Source organism: Streptomyces sp. MUM 2J (assembly GCF_022414535.1).
Taxonomy (GTDB): Bacteria; Actinomycetota; Actinomycetes; order Streptomycetales; family Streptomycetaceae; genus Streptomyces.
In genome coordinates, this window is record NZ_JADWYM010000001.1 from 50,082 (window position 1) to 72,778 (window position 22,697).

General features: G+C 74.2%; 19 protein-coding genes. 8 read left to right on the plus strand and 11 right to left on the minus strand.

The genetic code is table 11. The features are described from left to right. The first annotated feature begins 93 nt into the window (after window positions 1–93). Window positions 94–2,457, plus strand: coding sequence for a malto-oligosyltrehalose synthase (gene treY / locus I3F54_RS00205; protein WP_240116387.1), 2,364 nt, complete (start codon window positions 94–96; stop codon window positions 2,455–2,457). A 479-nt stretch (window positions 2,458–2,936) separates the two neighbouring features. Beyond that, on the plus strand, window positions 2,937–4,187 hold the full coding sequence (locus tag I3F54_RS00210) for a M14 family zinc carboxypeptidase (protein WP_240116388.1): 1,251 nt from the start codon (window positions 2,937–2,939) through the stop codon (window positions 4,185–4,187). 85 nt (window positions 4,188–4,272) lie between these two features. Here I3F54_RS00210 and I3F54_RS00215 read toward each other — a convergent pair whose 3' ends face one another. Both I3F54_RS00215 and I3F54_RS00220 read right to left on the minus strand, forming a co-directional pair. Next, the gene (locus I3F54_RS00215; RefSeq protein ID WP_240116389.1) at window positions 4,273–5,595 is read right to left on the minus strand and encodes a M14 family zinc carboxypeptidase; all 1,323 of its coding nucleotides are present in this window, start codon (window positions 5,593–5,595) and stop codon (window positions 4,273–4,275) included. A gap of 147 nt (window positions 5,596–5,742) precedes the next feature. Further along, the gene (locus tag I3F54_RS00220; protein WP_240116390.1) at window positions 5,743–6,294 is read right to left on the minus strand and encodes a DUF1707 and FHA domain-containing protein; all 552 of its coding nucleotides are present in this window, start codon (window positions 6,292–6,294) and stop codon (window positions 5,743–5,745) included. Between the two features lie 174 nt (window positions 6,295–6,468). Between I3F54_RS00220 and treZ the strand changes: the two genes are divergently transcribed. Continuing rightward, window positions 6,469–8,214: a malto-oligosyltrehalose trehalohydrolase gene (gene treZ / locus I3F54_RS00225; RefSeq protein ID WP_240116391.1), complete on the plus strand. Its 1,746-nt coding sequence runs from the start codon at window positions 6,469–6,471 to the stop codon at window positions 8,212–8,214. Window positions 8,215–8,402: 188 nt separating this feature from the next. On the opposite strand, the gene I3F54_RS00230 is transcribed toward treZ, so the two are convergent. The 4 genes from I3F54_RS00230 to I3F54_RS00245 all read right to left on the minus strand — a co-directional run bounded on the left by I3F54_RS00230 (window position 8,403) and on the right by I3F54_RS00245 (window position 12,553). Next, window positions 8,403–9,359, minus strand: coding sequence for a phosphotransferase family protein (locus I3F54_RS00230; protein WP_240116392.1), 957 nt, complete (start codon window positions 9,357–9,359; stop codon window positions 8,403–8,405). Window positions 9,360–9,408: 49 nt separating this feature from the next. Continuing rightward, the gene (locus I3F54_RS00235; protein ID WP_240116393.1) at window positions 9,409–10,536 is read right to left on the minus strand and encodes an aminopeptidase P family protein; all 1,128 of its coding nucleotides are present in this window, start codon (window positions 10,534–10,536) and stop codon (window positions 9,409–9,411) included. 464 nt (window positions 10,537–11,000) lie between these two features. Further along, window positions 11,001–11,579, minus strand: coding sequence for a PDZ domain-containing protein (locus I3F54_RS00240; RefSeq protein ID WP_240116394.1), 579 nt, complete (start codon window positions 11,577–11,579; stop codon window positions 11,001–11,003). A 107-nt stretch (window positions 11,580–11,686) separates the two neighbouring features. Continuing rightward, window positions 11,687–12,553: a LysR family transcriptional regulator gene (locus tag I3F54_RS00245; RefSeq protein WP_240116395.1), complete on the minus strand. Its 867-nt coding sequence runs from the start codon at window positions 12,551–12,553 to the stop codon at window positions 11,687–11,689. Window positions 12,554–12,646: 93 nt separating this feature from the next. Here I3F54_RS00245 and I3F54_RS00250 point away from each other — a divergent pair, with 93 nt between their 5' ends. After that, window positions 12,647–13,381 (plus strand): hypothetical protein, encoded by a 735-nt coding sequence (locus tag I3F54_RS00250; RefSeq protein WP_240116396.1) that lies wholly within the window; start codon window positions 12,647–12,649, stop codon window positions 13,379–13,381. 36 nt (window positions 13,382–13,417) lie between these two features. Here the strand turns inward: I3F54_RS00250 and cyc2 are convergent, their stop codons facing one another. After that, window positions 13,418–15,580 (minus strand): germacradienol/geosmin synthase Cyc2, encoded by a 2,163-nt coding sequence (cyc2, locus tag I3F54_RS00255; RefSeq protein WP_240116397.1) that lies wholly within the window; start codon window positions 15,578–15,580, stop codon window positions 13,418–13,420. Between the two features lie 217 nt (window positions 15,581–15,797). On the opposite strand from cyc2, the gene I3F54_RS00260 reads away from it, so the two are divergent. Continuing rightward, window positions 15,798–16,085 carry a cytochrome P450 gene (locus I3F54_RS00260; protein ID WP_308373011.1) on the plus strand — a complete coding sequence of 96 codons (288 nt, stop codon included), beginning with the start codon at window positions 15,798–15,800 and terminating at the stop codon, window positions 16,083–16,085. A gap of 10 nt (window positions 16,086–16,095) precedes the next feature. Here the strand turns inward: I3F54_RS00260 and I3F54_RS00265 are convergent, their stop codons facing one another. The 3 genes from I3F54_RS00265 to I3F54_RS00275 form a co-directional block, all read right to left on the minus strand. Next, on the minus strand, window positions 16,096–17,283 hold the full coding sequence (locus I3F54_RS00265) for a damage-control phosphatase ARMT1 family protein (protein WP_240116398.1): 1,188 nt from the start codon (window positions 17,281–17,283) through the stop codon (window positions 16,096–16,098). A gap of 41 nt (window positions 17,284–17,324) precedes the next feature. Beyond that, window positions 17,325–17,975, minus strand: a complete 651-nt coding sequence (locus I3F54_RS00270; protein ID WP_240116399.1) for a ScbR family autoregulator-binding transcription factor — start codon at window positions 17,973–17,975, stop codon at window positions 17,325–17,327. Between the two features lie 68 nt (window positions 17,976–18,043). Next, window positions 18,044–18,946 carry a ScbA/BarX family gamma-butyrolactone biosynthesis protein gene (locus I3F54_RS00275; protein WP_240116400.1) on the minus strand — a complete coding sequence of 301 codons (903 nt, stop codon included), beginning with the start codon at window positions 18,944–18,946 and terminating at the stop codon, window positions 18,044–18,046. A 177-nt stretch (window positions 18,947–19,123) separates the two neighbouring features. Between I3F54_RS00275 and I3F54_RS00280 the strand changes: the two genes are divergently transcribed. Then, window positions 19,124–19,810 carry a ScbR family autoregulator-binding transcription factor gene (locus I3F54_RS00280; RefSeq protein ID WP_240116401.1) on the plus strand — a complete coding sequence of 229 codons (687 nt, stop codon included), beginning with the start codon at window positions 19,124–19,126 and terminating at the stop codon, window positions 19,808–19,810. A 641-nt stretch (window positions 19,811–20,451) separates the two neighbouring features. Here I3F54_RS00280 and I3F54_RS00285 read toward each other — a convergent pair. Next, window positions 20,452–21,105, minus strand: coding sequence for a Tat pathway signal sequence domain protein (locus I3F54_RS00285; RefSeq protein WP_240116402.1), 654 nt, complete (start codon window positions 21,103–21,105; stop codon window positions 20,452–20,454). Window positions 21,106–21,550: 445 nt separating this feature from the next. Between I3F54_RS00285 and I3F54_RS00290 the strand changes: the two genes are divergently transcribed. Beyond that, complete coding sequence (locus I3F54_RS00290; protein WP_240116403.1) at window positions 21,551–22,192, plus strand: DUF6230 family protein; 642 nt, start codon at window positions 21,551–21,553, stop codon at window positions 22,190–22,192. Between the two features lie 5 nt (window positions 22,193–22,197). Beyond that, the gene (locus tag I3F54_RS00295) at window positions 22,198–22,638 is read left to right on the plus strand and encodes a DUF6114 domain-containing protein (RefSeq protein ID WP_240116404.1); all 441 of its coding nucleotides are present in this window, start codon (window positions 22,198–22,200) and stop codon (window positions 22,636–22,638) included. Window positions 22,639–22,697: the final 59 nt, after the last annotated feature.

Below are 22,697 nucleotides of genomic sequence, written 5' to 3' on the forward strand. Positions count from 1 at the left end.
GCCCGGCCCGTGGTGCGCGCTGCACGAAGCCGACCGCGCGCAGGCGGATGAGCCGATGACACGAAAGCCGGCCGGGCGGGTACGTACGTTTTCATGACACCTGAGCGACTCGTTCCCGCGGTGCCCACGGCCACCTACCGGCTGCAGCTGCAGCCCGAATTCCCGTTCGCCGCAGCCTCGGCCGCCGTGCCGTACCTGGCCTCGCTCGGCGTGTCGCACCTGCACCTGTCCCCGGTCCTGGAGGCCGTCCCCGGTTCGCAGCACGGCTACGACGTCGTCGACCACGCGCGCGTGCGCGGAGAGCTGGGTGGCGAGGAGGGGCTGCGGGCACTGTCGCGGACCGCGCGGGAGCACGGTCTCGGGCTGGTCGTGGACATCGTGCCGAACCACATGGCGATGGCCCCGCGCCACAACCACGCGCTGTGGGAGGTGCTGAGGGAGGGTCCGGACTCACCGTACGCGCGGTGGTTCGACATCGACTGGGAGACGCAGGGCGGTCAGGTGTTGCTGCCGGTCCTGGGCAGCCCGGTCGGCGAGGAGATCGGCCGCCTGCGCGTCGAGGACGGCGTACTGCGCTACCACGACCACGCCTTCCCGCTGCGCGAGGGCACCGAGGACCTGCCGCTGCCGGAGCTGCTGGACGCCCAGTGGTACCGCCCGGTGTGGTGGCGGCTCGCCCGCACGGAACTCAACTACCGGCGGTTCTTCAGCATCTCGGAGCTGATCGGTGTGCGGGTGGAGGACCCGGAGGTCTTCGAGGCCACGCACGCCACCGTTCTGCGGCTGCTGCACGAGGGCGTGCTCGACGGTCTGCGCGTGGACCATCCGGACGGGCTCGCCGATCCCGGCGGCTACCTGCGGCGGCTGCACGAGGCGACCGGCGGCCGCTGGACCGTGGTGGAGAAGATCCTCGCGGACCACGAGCACCTGCCGGCGTCCTGGCCCGTGGCGGGCACCACCGGCTACGACGCCCTGCGGCACATCGACGGCCTGTTCGCCGATCCGGCGGGGGCCGGGGAACTGCTCGGGCAGTACCGCCGCTTCGCGGCCCCGCAGACGGACCGGGGCGGCCAGTGGGAGGCCACTGCGCGGCGGGCGGCGTACAAGGTGGTCACGCACGAACTGGCCACCGAGGTGGAGCGCCTGACCCGGGTGGCGCACCGGCTGTGCGACGGCTCGCCCGACCCCGCGCTGCGCGACCGCGCGCCGTGGGCGCTGCGCACCGCACTCCAGGAGCTGCTGGTGCGGCTGGAGGTCTACCGGCCCTACTTTCCCGGCGACGCGGCGTCGGTCGTGACCGAGAAGGCGGCGGCCGAGGCCCGGCTCGCCTTCACGGTGCCGGAGGAGGCCGGCGCGGTCGACGTGGTGCGCGGGCTCGTGCTCGGCCGGCCGGGCGACGGGCCGGAGCACGCGGAGTTCCGGATCCGCTTCGCGCAGACGGCGTCCGCCCTGCGCGCCAAGTCCGTGGAGGACACCGCGTTCTACCGCTACGTGCCGCTGCTGTCGGCGAACGAGGTGGGCGGCGACCCCGGCAGCCCGGCGGTGTCCCCCGAGGACTTCCACGCGTACTGCGCACGCCTTCAGCGGGACTGGCCCGCCACCGGGGTCGTGGTGACGACCCACGACACCAAACGCAGCGCCGACGTGCGGGCCGCGCTGGCGGTGCTCACCGAGTGCCCCCGGCAGTGGGCGCAGGTCCTGGCCGAGGCGACCCGCAGCGGTACGGGCGGCCCCGACGCGCAGCTGGCGTGGGCGGCCTGGCAGACGGTGTTCGGGCTGGGCCCGGCCGATCCCGCGCGGGTTCAGGGGGCGCTGCTGAAGCATGCGCGCGAGGCGGGGCTGTTCACCAGCTGGACGGAGCAGGAACCGCCGTACGAGGAGGCGGTGGCGGCGTTCGCGGCGGCGGGGCCGTGCGGACCCCCGGGCGAGCAGATCACGGCGTTCCGTGCCGCCGTGGAGCCGCACATCCGGGCGAACGTGCTGGGCACGGCCCTGCTGCACCTGACCGTGCCCGGCGTTCCGGACGTCTATCAGGGCACGGAGGGCGAGTTCCGGGCGCTGGTGGACCCCGACAACCGGCGGCCCGCGCGCTTCCCCGCGCCGGATCCCGGTGACAAGGACGCCCTGACCCTGGCCGCACTGCGGCTGCGCCGACGGCGGCCGGACGTCTTCGGCGGCACCGCGACGTACGTCCCGCTGGCCGCGGAGGGACCCGCCGCGGCCCACTGTCTGGCCTTCGCCCGCTCCGGGGAGGTCGTCACGGCCGTGACGCGGCTGTCGCTGCGGCTGGTGGACGCGGGCGGATGGCAGGACACGCGGCTGGCGCTGCCGCCGGGACGGTGGGCCGACGTGCTGTCCCCGGACCGGGTGTTCAGCGGGCACGCTCGCGTGGCGGACCTGTTCACCCGGCTGCCGGTGGCACTGCTGGAGCGGGTCGGGGACCCGGCCGGCGGCTGACCGCGCGGCTCACCGGCCCGGCCGGCCGGGGCGACGGCCGTCCCGCCGGGTGCCGCGCGGCGGGCCCACGAAGGCGACGCCCGCTCCGGTGGGTGGAACCCGGGTGCGGACGCTCGGAGTGCCGGTCCGCGGCGGGCCGGGCGCGGGCACTGCACCGTCCTCGCCGGGCACGCCCCGCGGGACGTGTGTCGGGCGCGCCGAACACCCCGACGCCGACGGCGGCCGTGGGGGCCGGGTGTTTCACCCGGGCGCGCGAGCCGACCGACGAGTGAAACGCCATGATCTTGACACCCCTGGGGTGTGCCGGAGGCGGTCGACGAGGCGTTCCCGACGCTCACCGGCCGGGGCCCGCACCGGCGGTGAACGCCCCCCGCCCCGGCGGCGCATCCGGGCGCCCCCGGGCGTTCCTGCCGCCCGCTTGACAGCTCTCCCGCGCCGTGGGGTACTGCGGGTGCGAAGCCGGGCGGACAGGTCGGGGGGTGAGTCTCCTGCCGGAGCTGCGCTACCCCAGTGTTCCCGAACTGGTCCATAACGCAAAGAAGTTGACTGCCCGGTGGCCGGGCCTGTGTTCACTGAGACAGGTGGGTTCCTCCCGGGCGGGCAGGCCTTTGCATCTGCTGTCCGTGGGCCGGGCGCAGCGGGCGGTACTGGTCGTGGCCGGCGCCCACGCCAATGAGCCGGCCGGCGGCTCCACGTTGCTGGCACTGGCCGAACGGGCCACGCACGAGCGGACGTTGCGGGACGGCGTCTCCTGGCACTTCCTGCTGTGCGCGGACCCCGACGGGGCGAGCCTGCACGTCACCCCCGCACCGCGCGACCTGCTCGACTACCACCTCGGCTTCTACCGTCCGGCCGGCCCCGAGCAGCCGGAGTGGTCGCCGTCCGTCCTTCCCCCGGACCGGCTGCCGCCCGAGACCCGGGCCCTGACCGGGATCATCGACGAACTCCGTCCCTACCTCCAGGTCAGCCTGCACGGCACCGATCTGGGCGGCACCTGGGTGCAGCTGACCCGGGACGTCCCCGGTCTGGCCGAGCCGTTCGCGAAGTCCGCGGCGCGGCTGCACATCCCGGTGGAGACGGGGGCCTCGGACGCGGCGGGCTGGCGGGCGGCCGGGCCGGGTGTGCACGTGATGCCCGCTCCCGGCGCGGGCGCGGCCTACCCGAGCATGCCGGACGACGCCCGGCACAGCACCTGGTACCACGCGCACCGCTACGGCGGCCTGACCGCGATCGTGGAGGTGCCGATGTGGGCGAGCGACCTGGTGGGCGACCCGGCGCCGCACCCGGCACCGGAGGCGGCGCTGCGCGGGCTGGCGGAACGGCTGCGGTGCGACGCCCTCCAGGTGGAGCGGGTGTTCGCCGAGGCCGCGCCACGTCTGGAGGGGGCGGGGGGGCCGTTGCTGCGGGCCGCGCGGTGGGCGCTGGACCTGATGCCGGGGCTCGCCGAGGACTGGGCCGGCACCCCGCCGGCGGACACCACGCGCGCGTACGTCGGGAGTGTGGAGGCCTTCGCACGGCGGCTGCCGCTGCGGGCGGCGGCCATGCTGCTGAGAGTGCTGCGTGAGACGGACGACCGGGCCGCTCCGCTGCTGCAGCACCTCGTGGCGGACTGGAGCAGTGCCTTCGCCGAACGCTTCCGGGCCCGTTGGGTGCCCCTGGCGCACCAGGTGGAGCACCAGTCCGACACGGTCGTCGCCACGGCCCGGTACGCGCGCGAGGCCGAGAGGTGAGGCGCGACACGGGTCCGGCGCGCCGGCCCGTGCGGGGCGGCGCCGAAGCTCCCGCGCCGGCGCGCCGGGCGGTCCGGCGCCCGCGTCACTCCTGGTGCATCGGCACGGCGGTGTCGCAGGACCGGCCCGGCCCATCCGGGCGGGACGCCCCGCGCGCGTGTCTGCCCGCCAGTTCGAACGCGGCGAGGACCACCCTCGACTGGTACTCCACCTGTCGTGCGACCGGGATCCAGCGTGCCCCGCAGCCGTCGCGGTAGTCGGTGCACCACGCGTCGATGAGCCGGTCCAGCTCGGGCAGCGCACCGGCCGCCGCCGGACCGGCGCCCGAGACGAGCTGGTGCAGCAGACCGGCGGTACGCAGGGCGAGGCGCCGTCCGGCGATCCGCAGGGCGGCGAGGTGGGCGGTGCGCAGGGACGGCAGGGGCCGGCTCGGGGCGGCGGTGTCGGGGTCCCAGGCGTCGGCCAGGCCGGGGCAGACGAGTAAATAGTCGCCGATCGGGGCGAGGAGCCGGCCGGCGTCCGGCGCCCCCGCGACCAGGGGGCGGACGCGGGCCAGGAGCCGCTCCAGGGTGGCGGCGTCGTGGCGCAGGGTGTGGCTGATGGTGCGCAGTGCCGCGTCCCGGTCGGCGGGCGGGGCACCGTCCTCCACGGCGGCCACGCCCCACATGGGCGCCTCGACGATCGCGGTCACCGTGCCGTGGCGGTGCGGGTGGTACCACGTCGACTCGACGGCGGCCTCGGTGATGGCCGCGGCCAGGTCGCCGCGCTGCGGCGGGGGTATCAGGTGGACGGCGGGGCCGAGGCCCGGCCAGTACAGGGTGTCGTAGGGGCCCAGTTCGCGCGGGACGCCGAGGCGGGCGGCGATCCGGGCCATGTGGCGGGCGAGGCCGGGCAGGTCGTGGGTGAGTTCGACGAAGCCGCCACCGACGTCGACTCCGTGCAGGGACGCCTGGAAGAAAGGTTTCAGTTGGTCCTGGAGGTCGAGCAGCGCCCGTGTCTCGGGCAGTACGGCCGCGTCGGCACCGTCGGGCAGCCACTCCGGCTGCTCCAGGAAGCCGGGACGGAAGAAGTGCCGGAAATAGTGGCCGAGGGTGTACGGGCCGGACAGCCAGCCCTCGTTGCGCCGCAGCCCGTCGGGGTCGAGGCAGAGCAGCAGATTCCAGGTGGCGTCGGCGCCCTCGGTGAACCTGGGCTCGGCGAGGGCCCGTTCGGCGAGCCGGAGCACGGTGGCGCCGCCCACGGGCTCGTTCGCGTGGGGCCCGGCGACGACGAGGGCCTGGCGACTGCCGTTGCCGACGGACAGCAGCCACAGGGGAGCGCCCGCCCGGGAGGTGCCGACGCGCCGCAGCCGGGCGTCCCGGGGACGGCGGGCGACGAGCGCGGCGGCCTGGTCGGCCAGCTCGTCCACGGCCGGGTAGCGGAGGAGCGGCGACAGGGCACACCTCCACGTGCGGGGCCGTCGGTTCACCTGGTGTCCGTGGTGTACGCACAGTCAGTCACGGCTCGGCAGGAACGTCAACACCACCGCCGGGAGGGAATCTTGCCGCCGCGCGGTTCAGGTCGCGGAGAGCCGGAACGCCACACTGCCGAAACCCACCTGGTCGCCCTCGCGGACGACGACGGCGCCGAGGACACGCCGGCCGTTGACGGTGGTGCCGTTGGTGGAGCCGAGGTCCCGCAGCACCCACGTGCCGTCCTGGCGGCCGAGTTCCGCGTGCACGCGCGAGACCGTCTCGTGGTTCAGCCGCAGGCCGTTCACCGGGTCACGGCCGATCCTCAGCGGCCGGCCGGCGCCGGGGTGCGGCAGCAGCAGCTTGGGCAGCCGCTCGGCCCGCCAGGCGCTGCGCAGCCGTACCGTGAAGCCGGAGACGGCCTCGACGGCACCCAACACGGCGCGCGAGAGACGGTTCTCCCGGGGCAGGTCGGCGGTGAGGGCGGCGAGCTCGTCCGAGCGGCGAGCCGCCAGCGCCAGTTCCATCCGGCGGATGAAGGTGTCGTGCGACAGCCGGCCCAGGGCGACGCCCTCGCGCAGCGCCTTCAGCGCTCGGTCGCGCTCCGCGTCGGACAACCGAGCGGGGTAGGCGGGGAACTCGAAGGACGACGTCACCCTGGCGATTGTCGGTCAGCGGATCCCGGGTGTCCAGAAGGCGGCGAAACGGGGCCACACGCGCGTACCCGGGACGACACCCGCCACAAAGGGAATGATTCAAAAGCGGATTGATCTCGTTTGACGCACCATGGACGGGCTACATCACGGTGAGCAGACGAAGGGGAACCGTCCGTGCAGTTCGAGGTGTGGGCACCGCAGGCCGAACGCGTGTCGCTGGAGTGCGACGGCGCCACGCACGCGCTGGAGCGCGATCCGGAACGGGTGGGGTGGTGGACCGGGTGGGCCGAGGCGCGGGACGGCTCACGGTACGGCTTCGCGGTGGACGGCGGCCCGGTGCTGCCCGACCCGCGCTCGCGGCGCCAGCCCGACGGGCCGGACGGGCTGAGCGCCGTCGTCGACCACGGGCGGTACGCATGGCGGGCCGAGTGGGCGGGCCGTCCGCTGCCGGGGGCGGTGCTGTACGAGCTGCACGTGGGCACGTACACCCGCGAGGGCACGCTGGACGCCGCAGCCGAGCGGCTCGGGCATCTCGCCGAACTGGGCGTGACACATGTCGAGTTGATGCCGTTGTGCCCCTTCCCCGGGCGGCACGGCTGGGGGTACGAGGGAGTGTCCCTGTGGGCGGTGCACGAACCGTACGGCGGACCCGGGGCGCTGAAGCGGTTCGTCGACCGCGCGCACGGACTCGGTCTCGGCGTGGTCCTGGACGTGGTGCACAACCACCTGGGCCCCTCGGGCAACTACCTGCCCGCCTTCGGCCCGTACTTCACGGACACCCACCAGACGCCCTGGGGATCGGCGGTGAACCTGGACGCGCCGGGCTCGGACGAGGTGCGCGCGTTCCTCGTGGGCAGTGCGCTGGCGTGGCTGCGGGACTACCGGATCGACGGGCTCCGGCTGGACGCGGTGCACGCGCTGGTCGACACGCGCGCGTGCCACTTCCTCGAGGAGCTGGCGGCGGCCGTGGACGGACTGGCGGCCGAGACGGGCCGGCCGCTGTTCCTGATCGCCGAGTCCGATCGGAACGACCCGCGGCTGATCACCGTGCGCGAGGAGAACGGCCTCGGGCTGCAGGCCCAGTGGAACGACGACTTCCACCATGCCCTGCACACGGCGCTGACCGGCGAGTCGCAGGGGTACTACGCCGACTTCGCCCGCGCCCCTCTCGCCGCGGTGGCCAAGACCCTCACGGGCGGCTACTTCCACGACGGCACGTACTCCGGTTTCCGGGGACGCCGTCACGGGCGCCCGCTGGACCGCGCCCGCGTCGCCGGGCACCGGCTGCTCGGCTACAGCCAGACCCACGACCAGGTCGGCAACCGGGCACAGGGCGACCGGCTGTCGGCGGCGCTCTCCCCCGGCCTGCTGGCCTGCGCGGCGGCGCTGACGCTGACGGCACCGTTCACTCCGATGCTGTTCATGGGCGAGGAGTGGGCGGCGAGCACGCCCTGGCAGTTCTTCACCGACCACACCGACCCGGACCTGGCCGATGCCGTACGGCGGGGCCGGCGGAGGGAGTTCGCGGCGCACGGGTGGGCGGAGGAGGAGGTTCCGGACCCGCAGGACCCGGCGACGCGCGACCGCTCCTGTCTGGACTGGGCGGAGCGGGAGCGGGAGCCGCACGCGCGCGTGCTGGACTGGTACCGCCGGCTGATCGCCCTGCGCAGCACCCACCCCGACCTGACCGACCCGGATCTCGCCGACACCAAGGTGGCGTACGACGAGCAGGCGCGCTGGCTCGCCTTCCGGCGCGGGGACCTGCGGGTGGCCGTGAACCTGGGCGAGGAGCAGGCGTCCATCCCCCTGGGCACACGCCCGGCACGGGTGCTGGCCGCGTGGGAGCCGGTGCGCGAGCCGGGGCCGGACGGAATGCTGCACCTGCCCGGAGAGTCGTGCGTGGTGCTGGAACAGGAATGAGCCGGGCCGGGGTTCCCGGCCCGCACGAACGCCCGGGGTTCCCGGCCCGCACGAACGCCCGGGGTTCCCGGCCCGCACGAACGCCCGGGGTTCCCGCGCCGCGGCGCCCGTCGCCTGCACCGCGGGGGTCTGCCGCGGCGGCGCCACCCGCAAAACGCCCGCCCGGGGGTGCGTTCCGCGGGCCGCTCTCAGTGGTCGGCCTCCGGGCCGCTCTCCCTGAGTTCCGTCACGCGTTCCAGCAGGATCGCCTCCCAGGCGCGGCGCAGCCGGGTGCGTAGCAGCGGCAGGGGGGTGGTGCCACGGCCGCCGAGGCCTTCGGCCAGCCGCAGGACGGTGTCGCAGCGGGCGAGCCACAGGCCGCGCAGGCAGGGACGGGCGCCGTAGCCGGCGAGGGTGGCGGCACGGACGGCGGCGCCGGATCCCACGGCGAGGGCGAGGCCGGCGATGTCCTCGGCCGGGTCGCCCAGGACGGCCTCGGTCCAGTCCAGGACGCCGCGGACACGGCCGTCGGCACTGACGACGAGATGCTCGCCCCGCAGGGCGTGGTGGACGAGGACCGCGGTGCCGGGCTGCGCGGCCAGCTGGGCCGCTGCGGCCGGGGTGAGCTGACCGAGCCGGGTGGCGTCGAACTCGTCGGCGTCGCCCAGGCGCCCGGCGGCGGGCACCGCCATCCGCCGCAGCGCCTCCAGCGAACGGGCGGGGGAGCGCGGGACGCCGAGCGTCTCGGCCTGACGGGCGGGCACCTCCCGCAGACCGGTGAGGAGTCCGGCCAGGTCGGCCTCGCCGACGGCGGAGACGTCGTGCTCCTCTGCCGTGGCTCCGGGCACCTTGGTGTCGAGGGTGTACGTCAGGCCGGGCGTCCACTCGCCGTGGGCGACGCTCGTCGGCACGGCGACCGGGACGTGCGGGCGGACGAGGTCGCGCAGGCGCAGTTCGCGGCGCCGGCGGAGGGCCGCCTCGCGGTCGGGGGCGAGGCGCAGCACGTGACGCCCGCCGACCCACCAGGTGTGCTCGCCGCCCTCGGTGACGGGCCGCAGCTCGGGGCCGGCGGCGTCGGCGTCCCGCGTGCCGGCCGCGGTCTCCTTCAGCAGGGTACGGACCAGCCGGCGGACGGTGTCCGCGGTGGGTGTCGGTGCCTGGGTCATGGTCGCGCCGTTGTCAGTCGGTGTGGGTGCGGGGGTCCGGCAGGAGTGCTCAGTCCACTATGAGCAGCTCGCGGGTGGTGTTGTTCAGGCGGCGTCCGCCGTCCTCGGTCACCGTGACGATGTCCTCGATGCGGACGCCGAAGCGGCCGGGCAGGTAGACGCCGGGTTCCACGGAGAAGCACATACCGGGCACGAGGGGCTGCTCCTCGCCCTCGATCATGTAGGGCGGTTCGTGTGTGGTGACGCCGATGCCGTGGCCGGTGCGGTGGATGAAGTACTCCCCGTAGCCGGCGTCGGCGATGACGGCGCGGGCGGCGCGGTCGACGTCCTGGCAGGCGGCGCCGGGGCGGACGGCGGCGCAGCCGGCCTCCTGGGCCGCGCGGACGGTGTCGTGGACGCGGCGCTCCTCCTCGGTGGGTTCGCCGACGTGGACGGTGCGGGTGGTGTCGGATCCGTAGCCGTCCTTGAGGCCGCCGAAGTCGAGGACGACCATGTCGCCGCGTTCGATGACGCGGTCGCCGACCTCGTGGTGCGGGTTGGCGCCGTTGGGCCCGGAGCCGACGATGGTGAAGTCGACCTGGGAGTGGCCGAAACGCAGGAGCAGGTCGGCGAGGTCGGCACCGACGTCGGATTCGCGGCGGCCCGCGAAGGGGAGCGTGCGGATCTCCTCGAAGGCCCGGTCCGCCGCCTCGCCGGCCGCGGCCAGCAGCCGCAGTTCGGCGTCGTCCTTCACGGCGCGCAGCATCGGCAGGGCATCGGTGAGGGCGGCGTAGGTGCTGCCGGGCAGGGCGCGCTGCAGCGCCAGCAGGTGCAGGGCCCAGGTGTTGTCGCTGACGCCGAACCGGCCGCCCGCGTCGAGGAGGGGGGCGGTGGCCGCGTAGGGGTCCTTCCCGTCGGTCCATTCACGCAGGGTGAGCGCGGGCGCGCCGGGCGCCTGTGCGGCGTCCGGGGCCTCCAGGGCGGGGACGACGAGGACGGGGTCCCGGTCGGTGGTCAGGACCAGCAGGGTGAGCCGTTCCGTGACGGCGGTCGGCGCGTAGCCGGTGAGCCACACCAGATCGGGTCCCGGGGCGACCAGGAGCCCGGCGAGTCCGGCGTCGGCGGCGGCCCGTGCGGCGCGCTCCATGCGGGCGCGGTGGTCGGCGGCGGTGAAGGGCGCGGGGGCGCTGCCGGTCATGCGGTCCTCCCTGGGCGGATACGGGGACCGGCGGTGTCCCTCCGCGTCGGTCCGTGGCCTGCCAGCATCCTGCCCGGCCCGCGCGGGCCACGCGAGCCGGTCGGCGGGTTCCCGCGGGTCGTGGCGGAATCACGGGGCGGGTGTGACCAGAATGCCGCCCGCCCTCAGGACCCATGGTCGCATCTTGCCCGGCCACGGGCACTGGTCCCCGGGCGGGCATCGGCCACCACCGGCACGGTCACCGCCGGCACCCGCCGACCGGCCGCGGTCGGCACACCGGCCGGAGACCACCGGAACGGCCACCGGACACGCCCGCGCGCCGGGCGCCCTCCGGCCGTGGGGCCGGGGGTGGCGTGGACGCTGCGGCCGCCGGGGGAGAGCGGGCCGCCGGCCGGGACGCGCCGGCCGGCCCGGCCTTCCCCGTGCTGACCGGTGACGGGCGACCCACCCGTCACGTCCGGGGGTCACGTGACGACGCCGGGAACGGCCGACAGCTGCTGGTAGCCACCGCTGCGGTGCCGGACCGTCAGGGTGATCCCGTGTCCGGGGCGGGCCCGGGCCACGGCCCGGGCGAGGTCTGCGGCCGAGTCGACGCGGGTGCGGCCGAAGGCGAGCACGACGTCGCCGTGGACCAGCCCGGCCGAGTGACCAGGGCCGGGCACATGGACGCCGACGACGAGCGCACCCGCCTTCTCCGCGTCCATGACCTCCACACCGAGGCTCGCCCGGGCCGACGTCTCGCTCCCGGACGGCCCACTCGCGGGCGGCGGGGCGGACGCGGCAGGGGCCTGGGCGTGTCCCCCGTGCGGGAGGTGCCACTGGAGGTCGGCGAGGCGGTTCGGCCCGATCACCGTGGCCCCCGTCGCGCCGAGACCGACACCGGCCAGCACCAGGACCGTCCCGACGGACAGGCCGAACAGCAGGGCCGACAGCCGCCGGCCGCGGCGCCGCGCGGCGTGCGGACGGCGGCCCCGGCCGGATCCGGGGTCACCGCCGGGTTCCCGGCCGGGCATCGGCTTGGGACGCAACGCAGTCTGTTCCATCGATCGCCTCCGGCTGGTGCTCTACCCGGCGCACCGGCACGCGACGTGCCACGAACGGGTGAGACTGACCCGGCGTCAACCGCGGGAGGCGGACGGCCGACCGGCCGTCAGGCGACCGTGGTGAGCGCCGCGACCAGCGCGGCCGCCGCTGCGGCCGGCGCGCCCGCGCACACGAGTTCGACGCGGTGCACGACCCGGGGTTCGCTCACCGGCACGGCCACCGCGCCCGGCACCGGCTCGGCGGCCGAGGCGGGCAGCAGGGCCAGGCCACGGCCCGCCGCGGCCAGCGCGGTCAGGCTGCGCAGGTCCGTGCCGTGGCAGCGCACGGACGGACGGAAGCCGCGCCCGCCGTTCAGCGCGCGCAGCCGGTCCAGTGGCAGGCCGGCGTCGGGGGCGTCCAGCCAGCGCGCGTCGGCAAGGTCGCCCAGACGCAGCGCGGGGCGCCCGGCCAGCGGATGCGTGGCCGGCAGCAGGACACGGACCGGCTCCTCCGCCACGTAGCGCGTGGTCAGCGGTGCCACGTCCGGCAGCCGCAACGGGTCGCTGGGCGCGGCGAGGCCGTCGACCAGGCCCAGGTCCGCCCCGCCGGTCGCGACGGCCGCCGGGATCGTGTCGCGGGCGAGCACGCACAGGGTCGTTCCGGCCGCCGGCAGGGAGGCGAGGACCGCCGGTCCGAGTGCGGTGGGCGTCGTGGCGAGCGTCAGCCCGTGCTCGGGTGCGGACGCCATCCGGGCGACGTCCACACGGGCCGCCTCCAGCCGCAGCAGCAGCGGGCCCGCGTGTTCCAGCAGCCGTTCGCCGGCGGCTGTGGGGGCGACGGGGCGGCGGGTGAGCAGCGGGGCGCCGAGGTCCTGCTCCAGCGCGGCGATGTGCTGGGAGACCGCGGACTGGGTGTAGCCGAGTTCCCGCGCGGCATCGGAGAAGGAGGCCAGGCGGGCCACGGTGACGTAGGTGCGCAGCAGGTGCGGGTCCATGGCGGACAGGATCGCATCCCATCAGCGTTGCTTATCGCCCGTCCAGTAATGATCGTTGGACGTGAAGTCGTGCCGGCGCCGAGGATGAGGCCCATGACGCACTCTCCCGTTCCCGCCGCACGGATCGCCCTGGTCGGCGACCGATCCCCGCACGTCGTCTCGCACACCCGCGTCCCGCTGCTGCTCGACGCCCTCGCCGACCGCGACCGGCTCGTCCTGGACGCCTACTGGATCTCCAGCGAGGACGCCACTTCCCGGGGCGCGGTGCGGGGTTTCGACGCCGTGTGGGTGCTGCCCGGCAGCCCCTACCGCAGCGAGGCGGGCGTCCTCGCCGCGATCCGCACCGCGCGTGAGCACGGCGTCCCCTTCCTCGGCACGTGCGGCGGTTTCCAGCACACGCTGCTGGAGTACGCCCGCCATGTGTGCGGCCTGACCCGGGTCGCACACGCCGAGAACGACCCCGGCGCCGACGACCTCCTGATCGAGCCGCTGGCCTGCTCGCTCGCCGGGCACGAGGCGGCCGTCACCGTGGAACCGGGCACGCTCGCCCAGTCGGTGATCGGCGCGGAACGGACCGTCGAGCGCTACTTCTGCGCGTACGGCCCCTCCCGCCACCTCGACACCCTGCGCGCCGGCGGGCTCCGCTTCTCCGGGCACGACGAGGACGGCCAGGTCCGCATCGCCGAGTTGCCCGGCCATCCCTTCTTCCTGGCCACGCTGTTCCAGCCGGAGCTGTACGGCGACGGCTCGCGCCCCCACCCGGTGGTCCGGGCGCTGGCACGCGCCGCCGTCGCGCACGCCTCGGGCGCGGTCCCCGAGGCGGTGTGACCGCCGGCGGGACGCGGGACCGCTCCGGGGGCGGGGTCAGCCCGAGGTGAGGACGGGCGCCGGCGGCCGGTCCGGCAGGAAGCCGTGGGCGCGGCGGGCCAGGAAGGCGGGCTTGTAGCGGTCGACCTCCCGGTGCCAGTTGAGGATGCCGGCCATCCAGTTCTGCAGGTCGGCCACGTAGCCCCCCATCGCCGCGCGCGCCTCCCGCGAGAGCGCCAGATCGTCGTACAGTACGGGCAGTTCGTGCGCGGCGACGTGCTCGAACTGCTGCATCCGCTGGGTCATCAGGTCGTGGACGACACCCAGGGCGGCCGGGTAGTCGCAGCCGAAGAAGTTCTGCACCACGAGGATGCCGTTGTGGATCTCGCCCTCGTACTCGATCTCCTTCTGGTACGAGAAGACGTCGTTGAGGAGGCAGGCGTAGTCGACGGCGGCGTTCTCCAGCGAGCGCACCGGACCGCTGCGGTACACCTCCGGCGGCACCGCCGGGCCGAGGCCCATCCGGCACAGGCTCAGGGTGAGGTCGGCGCCGAAGGTGGCGCGCCGCATCTCCAGGTAGTCGACCGGGTCGGGGACGCGGTTCTGGAGCTGGTTGGACAGCTCCCACACCCAGCTCTCGGTCATCACGTCGATCGCGGCCTTGAGGGTGCGCCGCTGCTCGCGGGTCATCGTGGACGCGGTGCGCGCCCACAGGTCGGTCAGCCCCCGCTCCAGGGCGTTGACCGGGACGACGGACTCCTCGTCACCGACCGGCATGCACGCGGACAGCCGGGACGTGGTCAGCCGGGCGGCGGCCAGGTCGCGGCGGTTGCCGAAGACGAGGGGGTAGTAGTCGTCGCCGTACGTCCCCCAGGCGAGCCATTGCGCGCTCAGGTCCAGGGCTTCGGGGGTGGCGTCGGGGTCGAGTCCGGCCGAGCACAGCGCGAGGTCGTAGGCGGCGAGTTTGTCCTCGTCCCAGACGCCCTCCAGAAGAATGCCCATGCGGTGCGCCCAGACGGTCAGGCGGCCCCGCGCGTCGTCCAGGTACGGGCTGAGCTCCAGCGGGAACGGCATGCGGAAGTCGGGCAGCAGGGACGGCCCGACCTGCTGGAACGGGGTGTGCCGGTAGACACGCGAGCGCTCCGCGGCGGCCGAGGTGAGCAGGGCGCCGACGTGGGCGGCGGAGGTACCGGGCCCGGTCGGAAGCTGCCAGGGCGCCAGGGAGCGGGCGACGCCCTGGTTCATGTAGCGGCTGGAGCGCAGATGCCATTCGTGGCCGCCGGACTGCCAGTCCTGCAGCCCCTTGGTGTACGCCGCGACGGCCGCGACCTCGGCCGGGGCCAGTCCCTGCTCCAGGGCGAGCGCGGGCACTTCGGTGAGCGCGGTGTGCTCGAACTGGTGCAGCCGCGAGGTGAGGACGTCGTTGACGGTGTCGGCGGCCTGCTGGGTACCGCAGCCGAAGAAGGTCTCCAGGACGAGCACGCCGTTGCTGTTCTCCCCCTCGTCCTCCACCTCCCGCTGGTAGGAGAAGAGGTCGTTGCGCAGGTGCACGGCGTCGGAGAAGGTCTCCATCAGGACCCTGAGCGGCCTCGACCCCGCGACGGACGCGGGCACCTCCGCGGTGGCGTACTCCACCAGACCCGCCGACCAGGGAGCCCCGCCGACCTTCCGGCGCATCTCGATGTACTCGACCGGGTTGGCGATCCGGCCCTCGTTGATGTTGGACAGCTCCCACATCGACTCGTTCAGCAGGTGCTCGGTGGCGACGGCGAAGCGGCGGCGCCAGTCCACCGACATCGACGGCACGGTCCGCGCCCACAGGTCGGCGAGCCCGGCCTCCACCGGGTTCTCCGGCTCCGGCACCTCGGCTGCCGGGTCCGGCGGCATGAACAGCGGCAACCGGTCGAGGTGGGCCCTGCCGGCGGCACGGTCCTGGGTGCGCTTGAACATGTCGAGGAAGTGGTCGTCGAAGAAGAACACCCACACGTACCAGTCGGTGATCAGCGACAGGGCGGGGCCGTCGCAGTCGGGGTGGGTGTAGGCGCAGAGCAGGCCGTAGTCGTGCGCGTCGAGGTCGGCCTGCTCCCAGATCCCGGACCCTTCCAGCATGCCCATGTCCCGCGCCCACCGGGCGGAGTGGGCGCGGGCCTCCTCCAGGTGCGGGTTGAGCCGTGCGGGGTACGGCATGTAGAAGTGCGGGAGTTCGAACGGCTGCGTCATGGCCGGCCCCTACCCAGGCCTTTCGGGCCGCATCCGAGGGCCAGTACATGATCACACCATCGCGTGAATCCGCCCCGAACGCCTGCGTGACCGGGCCGCAGGGGGGCCGGTTCCCGCGTCGGCGCTCCTGCCGGACCGGGGCGGCGGGCCACCGTGGCCCGCGTCTCGTGAGCCGGGCGTTCACCCCGGGCCGGGTGGACCGCTGGCGGGGCGGCGCATCCGGGCCCGCGGCAAGGTGGTCGTCCTCCACGCCTCCGCCCACCGCGACGAGCCGGCCTTCACCGACCCGGACGGGCTGCACCTGGACCGGTCGCCCCATCCGCACGTGTCCTTCGGTGACGGCCCGCGCCTCTGCCTGGGCGCGCACCTCGCCCGGCTCCAACTGCGGCTCCTGCAGCGGAAGGTGCTGCGGACGCTGCCGGAGCCGCGCCTGGCGGGCGCACCCGTACGGCTGGTGTCGAACTTCGTCCACGGCATCAAGTCGCCGCCGCTGCACCTCGCCTGAGGCAGTCCGCTCACCGCCGCACCTGGATCAGCGCGTGCGTCCCGCCGGTCCGCCACCGCTGCTGCCCGGCGGCCAGGGCGGCCTCGGTGGCGGCGTCCAGGCCCGTGATCACATCGGACTTCAGGGTGCGCAGCGCGGCCACCGGGCCGGGGAAGTAGGCGGTGACGTCGTCGAAAGGGGTCGTCGGCGGCCACCACCGGTCCCCCACCAGGCGCCGGTAGTTGAGGTCGCCCTTGAGGATGGTCAGCGTGGCCCCGGCTAGTTCGGCACGCAGGTCGCCGGGCATCTCGGCGTACGGCAGGGGTCCCGCGGAGAAGGGGTGGGTCCGCACGGTCAGGGTGCCGTCCTCCAGAGCCGTCCACAGGCGCCGCCCGCGGTCCCGGGCCACGCCCTGGGCACCGGTCAGCCGGCGCAGCACGTCGAGGAGGTCGGCGGTGGTGGCGTCGGAGACGTAGTAGGGGTGCGGTTTGAGGTGCAGGACCGCCCGCGCGACGCGTCCCGCGGCCAGCAGGTGCGCGACGAGGAGCAGGTCGGGGATGAGTTCCCGGCCCGCGTTGTCGGCGACCAGGCACAGGGTGCCGGTCCCCCCGGCGGGGAGCAACGACCACAGGGCGGCACTGTCGTCGGCGACGAGGGCGGGGGCGGGCGCGGCGTCCGCGGGGCCGCCGGCCGAGAGGCGGAAGCTCAGGTCGGCGCGGTTGCCCCACAGGGAGCCGTGCAGAAGGGCCTGCGCCTGTTCGTCCGCGGGCAGCGTCAGCAGGCCGTCCAGCGCGGCCAGTTCCTCGTCCGTCTCGGCGGAGTCGAGTTCGGCGAGCTTGGTCGGGCGGAACGGGTCCACGCCCTGCCAGGGGCCGGGGGCGAAGTAGCCGGTGGCCTCCAGGAGGCTCCGGTAGAAGTAGCTCTCCGACCACAGCCACGGCACGTCGAACCAGGACCGGCCGATGCAGGTGCCCAGTCCCCAGGAGAGCCAGCGGTCCCGGTCGGGTGCGTCGGCGGGCAGCGGCTCGATCACGCCCTCGGCGCAGCTCTCCAGCAGCGCGTCGAGGGCGCCGCGGATCCCGGGTCCGTAGGGGAACGCGTCCCGCACCTGCCGGACGATGGCGGGGTGCCGTCGGGCGAGCACGCTGTGCGGGAACGATCCGGGCCCGTTGCCGAGCAGAACGGGGGCTGCCGGGGCGGGAGCGGGGGTGTCGGACATACGGCTCACCGTACCTCCGCGCCCCGCCGTCCCGGCCGTTCTCACACGGGTGCCGTGATCTCCCGCTCCAGCCGCGTGATCAGGGTCATGTAACGCGGGCGGCGCGGCACCGGCACCAGACCACGGACCAGCACGTGCCACATCTCGGCCATTCTGCGGGGCAGTCGGGTGGCGGGTTCGAGGGAGCGGCCCACGACCCGGGTGCCGACGAAGAAGGAGACGAGTGAGTGGGCGACGGCGTCGATGTCGACGTCCGGGTGGACGTCGGACTCGCGGACCGCGCCCAGCAGCCGCTGGGTGACGATCTCCAGCCACTCGGTGAACGGGTGCCGCAGCGGCGGCCGTACCGTCACCGACCCGGTGGCGAGGCGGAGTCCGGCCCGTGCGACCGGCCCCTCGACGGACATCCGGGTCATGGCGAACATGATGCGCATCAGCGATTCGAGCGAGGGGTAGCCGCGTACGTCCACGTCGCCGGTCACCTGGCGGGAGGCCTGGGACTGCAACTCGATGATGGCGTGGGCGAGATCCTCCTTCGCCGCGAAGTGGAAGTACAGGGCTCCCTTGGTGACCTTGGCGTGATCGACGATGTCGCTCAGGCTCGTCGCTTCGTAGCCGCGCCGGTCGAACAGGTCGGCGGCGGCCGTGATGATCGTCGCGCGGGTCTGTTCGGCGCGTAACTGCCTCGGCATCGAGGGACACTCCTCGGACAGAAAGAACGGGTCATGCCGTTTGTTTATGACTCCCAGTACACGATATCTCACCACTCAGCCGTTCCGACCCGGCAGTCGAAGAGAGACGTTCCGCCTTGGAGACCGACGACCCGAATTCCCGTCAGATCCTGCTCCACGACCTCTATCCAGGCGGGTTCGTCCAGTTCAGCGTACTGATGGAAGCGGGCCTCGTACGACACGGGGCTACGCCGTCCCAGAGTGTGGACGGTGACCGCCTGGCGGGCCGCCTCCAGCAGGAGCATGCCGGGAACGTGATCCAGGGGATGATCGAAGAAAACGGGGTGTGCGGTATTTACTCGAAGGCGCCATCGCCCCTCGCGGTCGCTCGGGGCGAGAACGACATCGGCGGCCAGCGCCCGGCCGACGGCGGCCGGGGGCAGGCCGGGCGGCACGGGCAGGGCTATGACGGTCTCCGGGGTGCGTCCGGCCCGCAGCCGCCGGTAGACGGCATCGCTCATGCAGGTGAAAGCGACGTGCGCGGTGGCGACACGGTCGCCGGACCGCAGGACCCGGGCCGTGTAGCGGGCGGACGCCGGACGCCGGCCCCGGTACTGCACGTCCGTGAAGGCCACCTCCACCTCCAGTTCGGCCGGCAGAGGGCCGACCTGGAGATGTTTCCGGGAGGTCGTCACGTCGAAGGAGTCGAGCACGAACCGGTGGCCCAGGGGAACGTCGTACTCGGCGTGCGAGAGGAGTGTGCCACTCTGCCGGACCGTCTCCACGACCAGCAGCGGGTCGTAGGACGACCAGTCCGGCGACACGTGCAGACCATGGGAACGGGGCCACTGGGCCGATACCGTGAACCGGTCCTCCGCCAGGCGCCGCCAGTCGGTGAGCAACGTCTCCGCGACCGCCGCGCGGTGGACGAGCTGACGGGGAACGGTTGCCGTCATGGACAGGGACTCGGCAAGCTGCCGCGGTTGAGGCATCTCTCTCCCTACGGTCCCCCGGGAGCCGGGCGGACGGCGGGGCGTCCACGCCGCTGAGCACTACGGTACGAGGTGACCGGTTTGTTTTCAACGAGATCAGTCCGTGACGCCCACTGATCGGGGCGTTCCGTAAGATCGTACGGGTCGTTCAACTGCGGCGCCCTCGGAGGGGCTTTCATGGCAAGACAGGAACGCGCCATCAGAACGCGCCGATTGATCCTGGAGGCGGCGGGCGCGGTCTTCGACGAGCACGGCTACGCGTCCACCACCATCGCGATGGTGCTGGACCGGGCCGAAGTCACCAAGGGTGCCCTGTACTTCCACTTCCCTTCCAAGGAGTCGCTCGCCCGGGCCGTCCTCGCCGAGCAGGTCCTGTTCGGGGCCGTCCCGCCACGCGGATGCAAGGTGCAGGAGATCATCGACATGACCTTCGCCGTCGGGCAGCGGCTGCGCACCAACGCGCTGCTGCGTGGCGGCGTACGGCTCGCGGTGGACCAGGAGACACCGTCGGGGGTGGACCGCGGGGAGCCGTTCCGGCAGTGGGCCGAGCGGCTCACCGTCCTGCTGGAGCAGGCCGCCGACCAGGGCGAACTGCTGCCCACGGTACGGCCGGGCGAGACGGTCGAGCTGCTGGTCGGGTCGTTCACCGGCATCCAGCTGATGTCGCGGGCGCTGACCGACCGCGCCGACCTCGGCGACCGGCTGGCGGTGCTGTGGGCGCATCTGCTGCCGAGCATCGCCGTCCCGGGCCTGCTGCCGGGCCTGGACAGCGCGGCGGACCGGGGCGCACGGGTGCTGAAGGAGGTCCGCGACGCCGAGGTGACCCTGGAGGCCGAGGAGCAGACGCCCGCCGGGGTGGAATGACGCCGCGCCGGACGTGCGGCGGGTCGGCCGGTGCCCATCCACACCGGCCGGCCCGCCCGTTCAGCGGCCCTCCACCGCGGGCGGGCCCACCCCGCGGCACGCGGCGGCGGACCTGGGCCCGCCGTGCGGCCGGGGTCGTGCGCGAGGTGCCGCGCCGCTCACGGCCGACCGGTGCGGGGCGGCGGTGACGCGCCGCACCGCCGAGGCGGAGACCCGAGCCGCAGGACGGCACATCGGCCGACCCGGGCGGGGGCACCGGCCAGGTGTGACCCGCGGGCCGGCCGTGGAGAAACGATAGGCGTGGCGCGGGGCACGGGGATACAGAGGAACCCCTCGATCCGCCCCGGGGACCACCCCCGGGGCACCGGCCGGACATGCCACACGGCCTGCCGTCCGGTGGGCGCACCGAACGGCAGGCCGTTCCGCGGCGGACGCGCCGCGCACCGGGACGGAGCACCCGGGGCGCCCGGCCCGGCCGCCGGCACGGACGGCGCCGGGTGCTGCGGCACGGCGCCGCAGCACCCGATGTCACGCGGCGCGCGGACCTGTCCATGGCCGAGGGCCGCCGCGGTGCCGCCGTTCCCCCGAGCCCCGCCCGGCCGCGGCGGCCGCTGCGCCGCCCAACCGGGCCCGCGCCGCCGTCAGTTGACGTACACCGACGCGCCCGCGTCGGTCACCGGCGCGTAGGTGGCGGTGAAGTAGCCGTTGGCGAAGCACAGGGACGAGCCGGACGTCTTGGTGAAGTGCTGGTCGGTGAAGGCGATGGAGTTGTCGGTGTTGCTCGCGGCGCCCGACAGGCCGGCCGCCCGGTAGACGCAGGTGACGCTGCCGAGCAGGGTGCGCAGTTTGACCGTGGTCTGGACGGTGCTGCCCACCGAGGGCGTCACGGCGACCTCGCCCGCGGAGGTCACCGTGGTGGTGTAGGACAGGTTGTCGACCGTGATGCCGGTGACACCGAGCACGCCGAGGACGTTGCTGGTGCAACTGGCCGAGTCGAAGGTGTGGGCGGTCAGGGTCTCGGTCGCCGTGCCGGGAGCGGCGGGGTTGTCCGTGACGGTGGCGGTGAACTGCGAGGACGTACAGGACACACCGCTGGTGCCGTCGGCGCTGGAGTAGAACGTGGCGTTGGTGCCGCTCGCCAGGGAAGCGGTCAGGACGTCACCGGCGGCGACCGGGGCGCCGCCCGCGCCGCCGGTGGTCAGGACGGGGGTGCCGGCGGCGGAGGCCGGGGCGGCGGCGGGGAGCGCCAGGGCGACGACGGCTCCGGCCAGGGTGAGCAGATTGCGAGTGCGCATGCGGGTGCCTCTTCTCGACAGAGTGGGGTGATGGACGAGGGCGACGCGCAAGAGGTGTGCGACGGCGGGCCGAAGGGCGTGGAGCCCTTTCGGACGAGCGGGAAAGAACCCGTTCCGGCGATGTGTGGCGGCCTGCCGCACAGTGGAACGGGCACGACGGATCCGGCGCCACGGATCCGGGCCGAATGAGCAGAGTTGTAGACCTGATGAACCGTCAACGTCAAGGCTGCGGAGCCAGGTTGTGCATCCTCAGGCACGGCCGGCAACACCCTTGACCCTCGACTGTAACCATCGGTAACTTCCGATGGGTCACTACCGCGCACAGGAGAAAGCCCTTGTTGCGGCACCACGGAACGGGGCGTGTGCCCGGTAGGCGCCGTCCGCGCCAGGACGACGCGCAAGTGAACCCGACCCACCCGCATCGACCACGCCGACGGGAGCAGACATGGAAAGCGGTTCCACGACGAACGCCCCGGAGGAGCCGGGGGAGAACGACAGACGCGGCAGGGTCCGGCTGCGCCGCGCCGCCGTGCTCGCGGTGCCGGCCACCCTTGCCGCCGCCGGCCTCGCGGTGCTCACCGCGCAGGGCGCGCTGGGTGTGCAGTTCGCGATCTCCGGGATGCCCTTCACCGTCACCGCCACCGACCTCGACGGAACGGGTTTCGAGCAGTTCGGGGCACTGGACAACATGGCGGAGGGCAGCCCCAACGCCGGCGACACCGGCGGCCAGGTCCTGGTCGTCACCTCCGCGATCAAGAACGCCACCCTCACCAAGCTGTGCCAGAGCGTCGACCTGGGCGGCGTGAACCTGCTCATCACGGCGGGGGACGGCAAGGAGAAGGTGACCGCGACCGATCTGACCACCGACTCCACCGAACTGACCGGCAACGCCGACTTCGGCAACATCGAGATCGGCAACGATGCCAGCACCCTGACCAAGGCCGGGGTGAAGGGCCCGATCGGCGTCTTCAGCCAGCAGGCGGACACCGTGCACATCGCCGACCTGCGCCAGACCAACTACGCGACCACCGCGGGGGTGTTCCGGCTGCCCGGCCTGAAGCTGCGCTTCAGCGGCCAGGGTTGCTGAACGGGATGGCAGAACGCACGCGGACGGGTCCGCGCGCGGCCTTCCGCCGCTGGCGGTACCGGCGGCCGTTCTGGGGCGGGCTGCTGCTCGCCCTGGGCGGCGGCGAGATCCTGCTCACCGAGAAGGCGTCGCTGAAGGTCGTCCTGCACATCGGGATGCAGGGGCTGGCCGGCTACCTGCTGCCCACCCTGATGGTGCTGCTCGGCCTGCTGATCCTGTTCAACCCCGCCCAGCGGCTCTTCTACTCCCTCACCGGCGTCCTTCTCTCCCTGGGCACATGGCTCACCTCCAACCTGGGAGGCTTCTTCCTCGGCCTCCTCCTGGGCGCGACCGGCAGTTGTCTGGCCTTCGGCTGGCTGCCGGACCAGGAGCCGCGTCGGCGCCGCCGGCGCCGGAGGACCGAGCCGCGTGCGGCTGCGGCGGCCGGAACGGGCGAGACCACCTGAGCCGCGTCCGGCGTCCGGCCCGCCCCCCTCGGGGTCCCTGGGCCCGGAAGGCGAGGAGC

Coding starts and splice junctions, on each gene's coding strand:
- I3F54_RS00285 (WP_240116402.1), bottom strand. CDS start 21,105: ATGCGCACTCGCAATCTGCTCACCCTGGCCGGAGCCGTCGTCGCCCTG.
- I3F54_RS00240 (WP_240116394.1), bottom strand. CDS start 11,579: ATGGAACAGACTGCGTTGCGTCCCAAGCCGATGCCCGGCCGGGAACCC.
- I3F54_RS00245 (WP_240116395.1), bottom strand. CDS start 12,553: ATGGACCCGCACCTGCTGCGCACCTACGTCACCGTGGCCCGCCTGGCC.
- I3F54_RS00270 (WP_240116399.1), bottom strand. CDS start 17,975: ATGCCGAGGCAGTTACGCGCCGAACAGACCCGCGCGACGATCATCACG.
- treY (WP_240116387.1), top strand. CDS start 94: ATGACACCTGAGCGACTCGTTCCCGCGGTGCCCACGGCCACCTACCGG.
- I3F54_RS00275 (WP_240116400.1), bottom strand. CDS start 18,946: ATGCCTCAACCGCGGCAGCTTGCCGAGTCCCTGTCCATGACGGCAACC.
- I3F54_RS00280 (WP_240116401.1), top strand. CDS start 19,124: ATGGCAAGACAGGAACGCGCCATCAGAACGCGCCGATTGATCCTGGAG.
- I3F54_RS00235 (WP_240116393.1), bottom strand. CDS start 10,536: ATGACCGGCAGCGCCCCCGCGCCCTTCACCGCCGCCGACCACCGCGCC.
- I3F54_RS00295 (WP_240116404.1), top strand. CDS start 22,198: ATGGCAGAACGCACGCGGACGGGTCCGCGCGCGGCCTTCCGCCGCTGG.
- I3F54_RS00230 (WP_240116392.1), bottom strand. CDS start 9,359: ATGACCCAGGCACCGACACCCACCGCGGACACCGTCCGCCGGCTGGTC.
- I3F54_RS00250 (WP_240116396.1), top strand. CDS start 12,647: ATGACGCACTCTCCCGTTCCCGCCGCACGGATCGCCCTGGTCGGCGAC.
- I3F54_RS00265 (WP_240116398.1), bottom strand. CDS start 17,283: ATGTCCGACACCCCCGCTCCCGCCCCGGCAGCCCCCGTTCTGCTCGGC.
- cyc2 (WP_240116397.1), bottom strand. CDS start 15,580: ATGACGCAGCCGTTCGAACTCCCGCACTTCTACATGCCGTACCCCGCA.
- I3F54_RS00290 (WP_240116403.1), top strand. CDS start 21,551: ATGGAAAGCGGTTCCACGACGAACGCCCCGGAGGAGCCGGGGGAGAAC.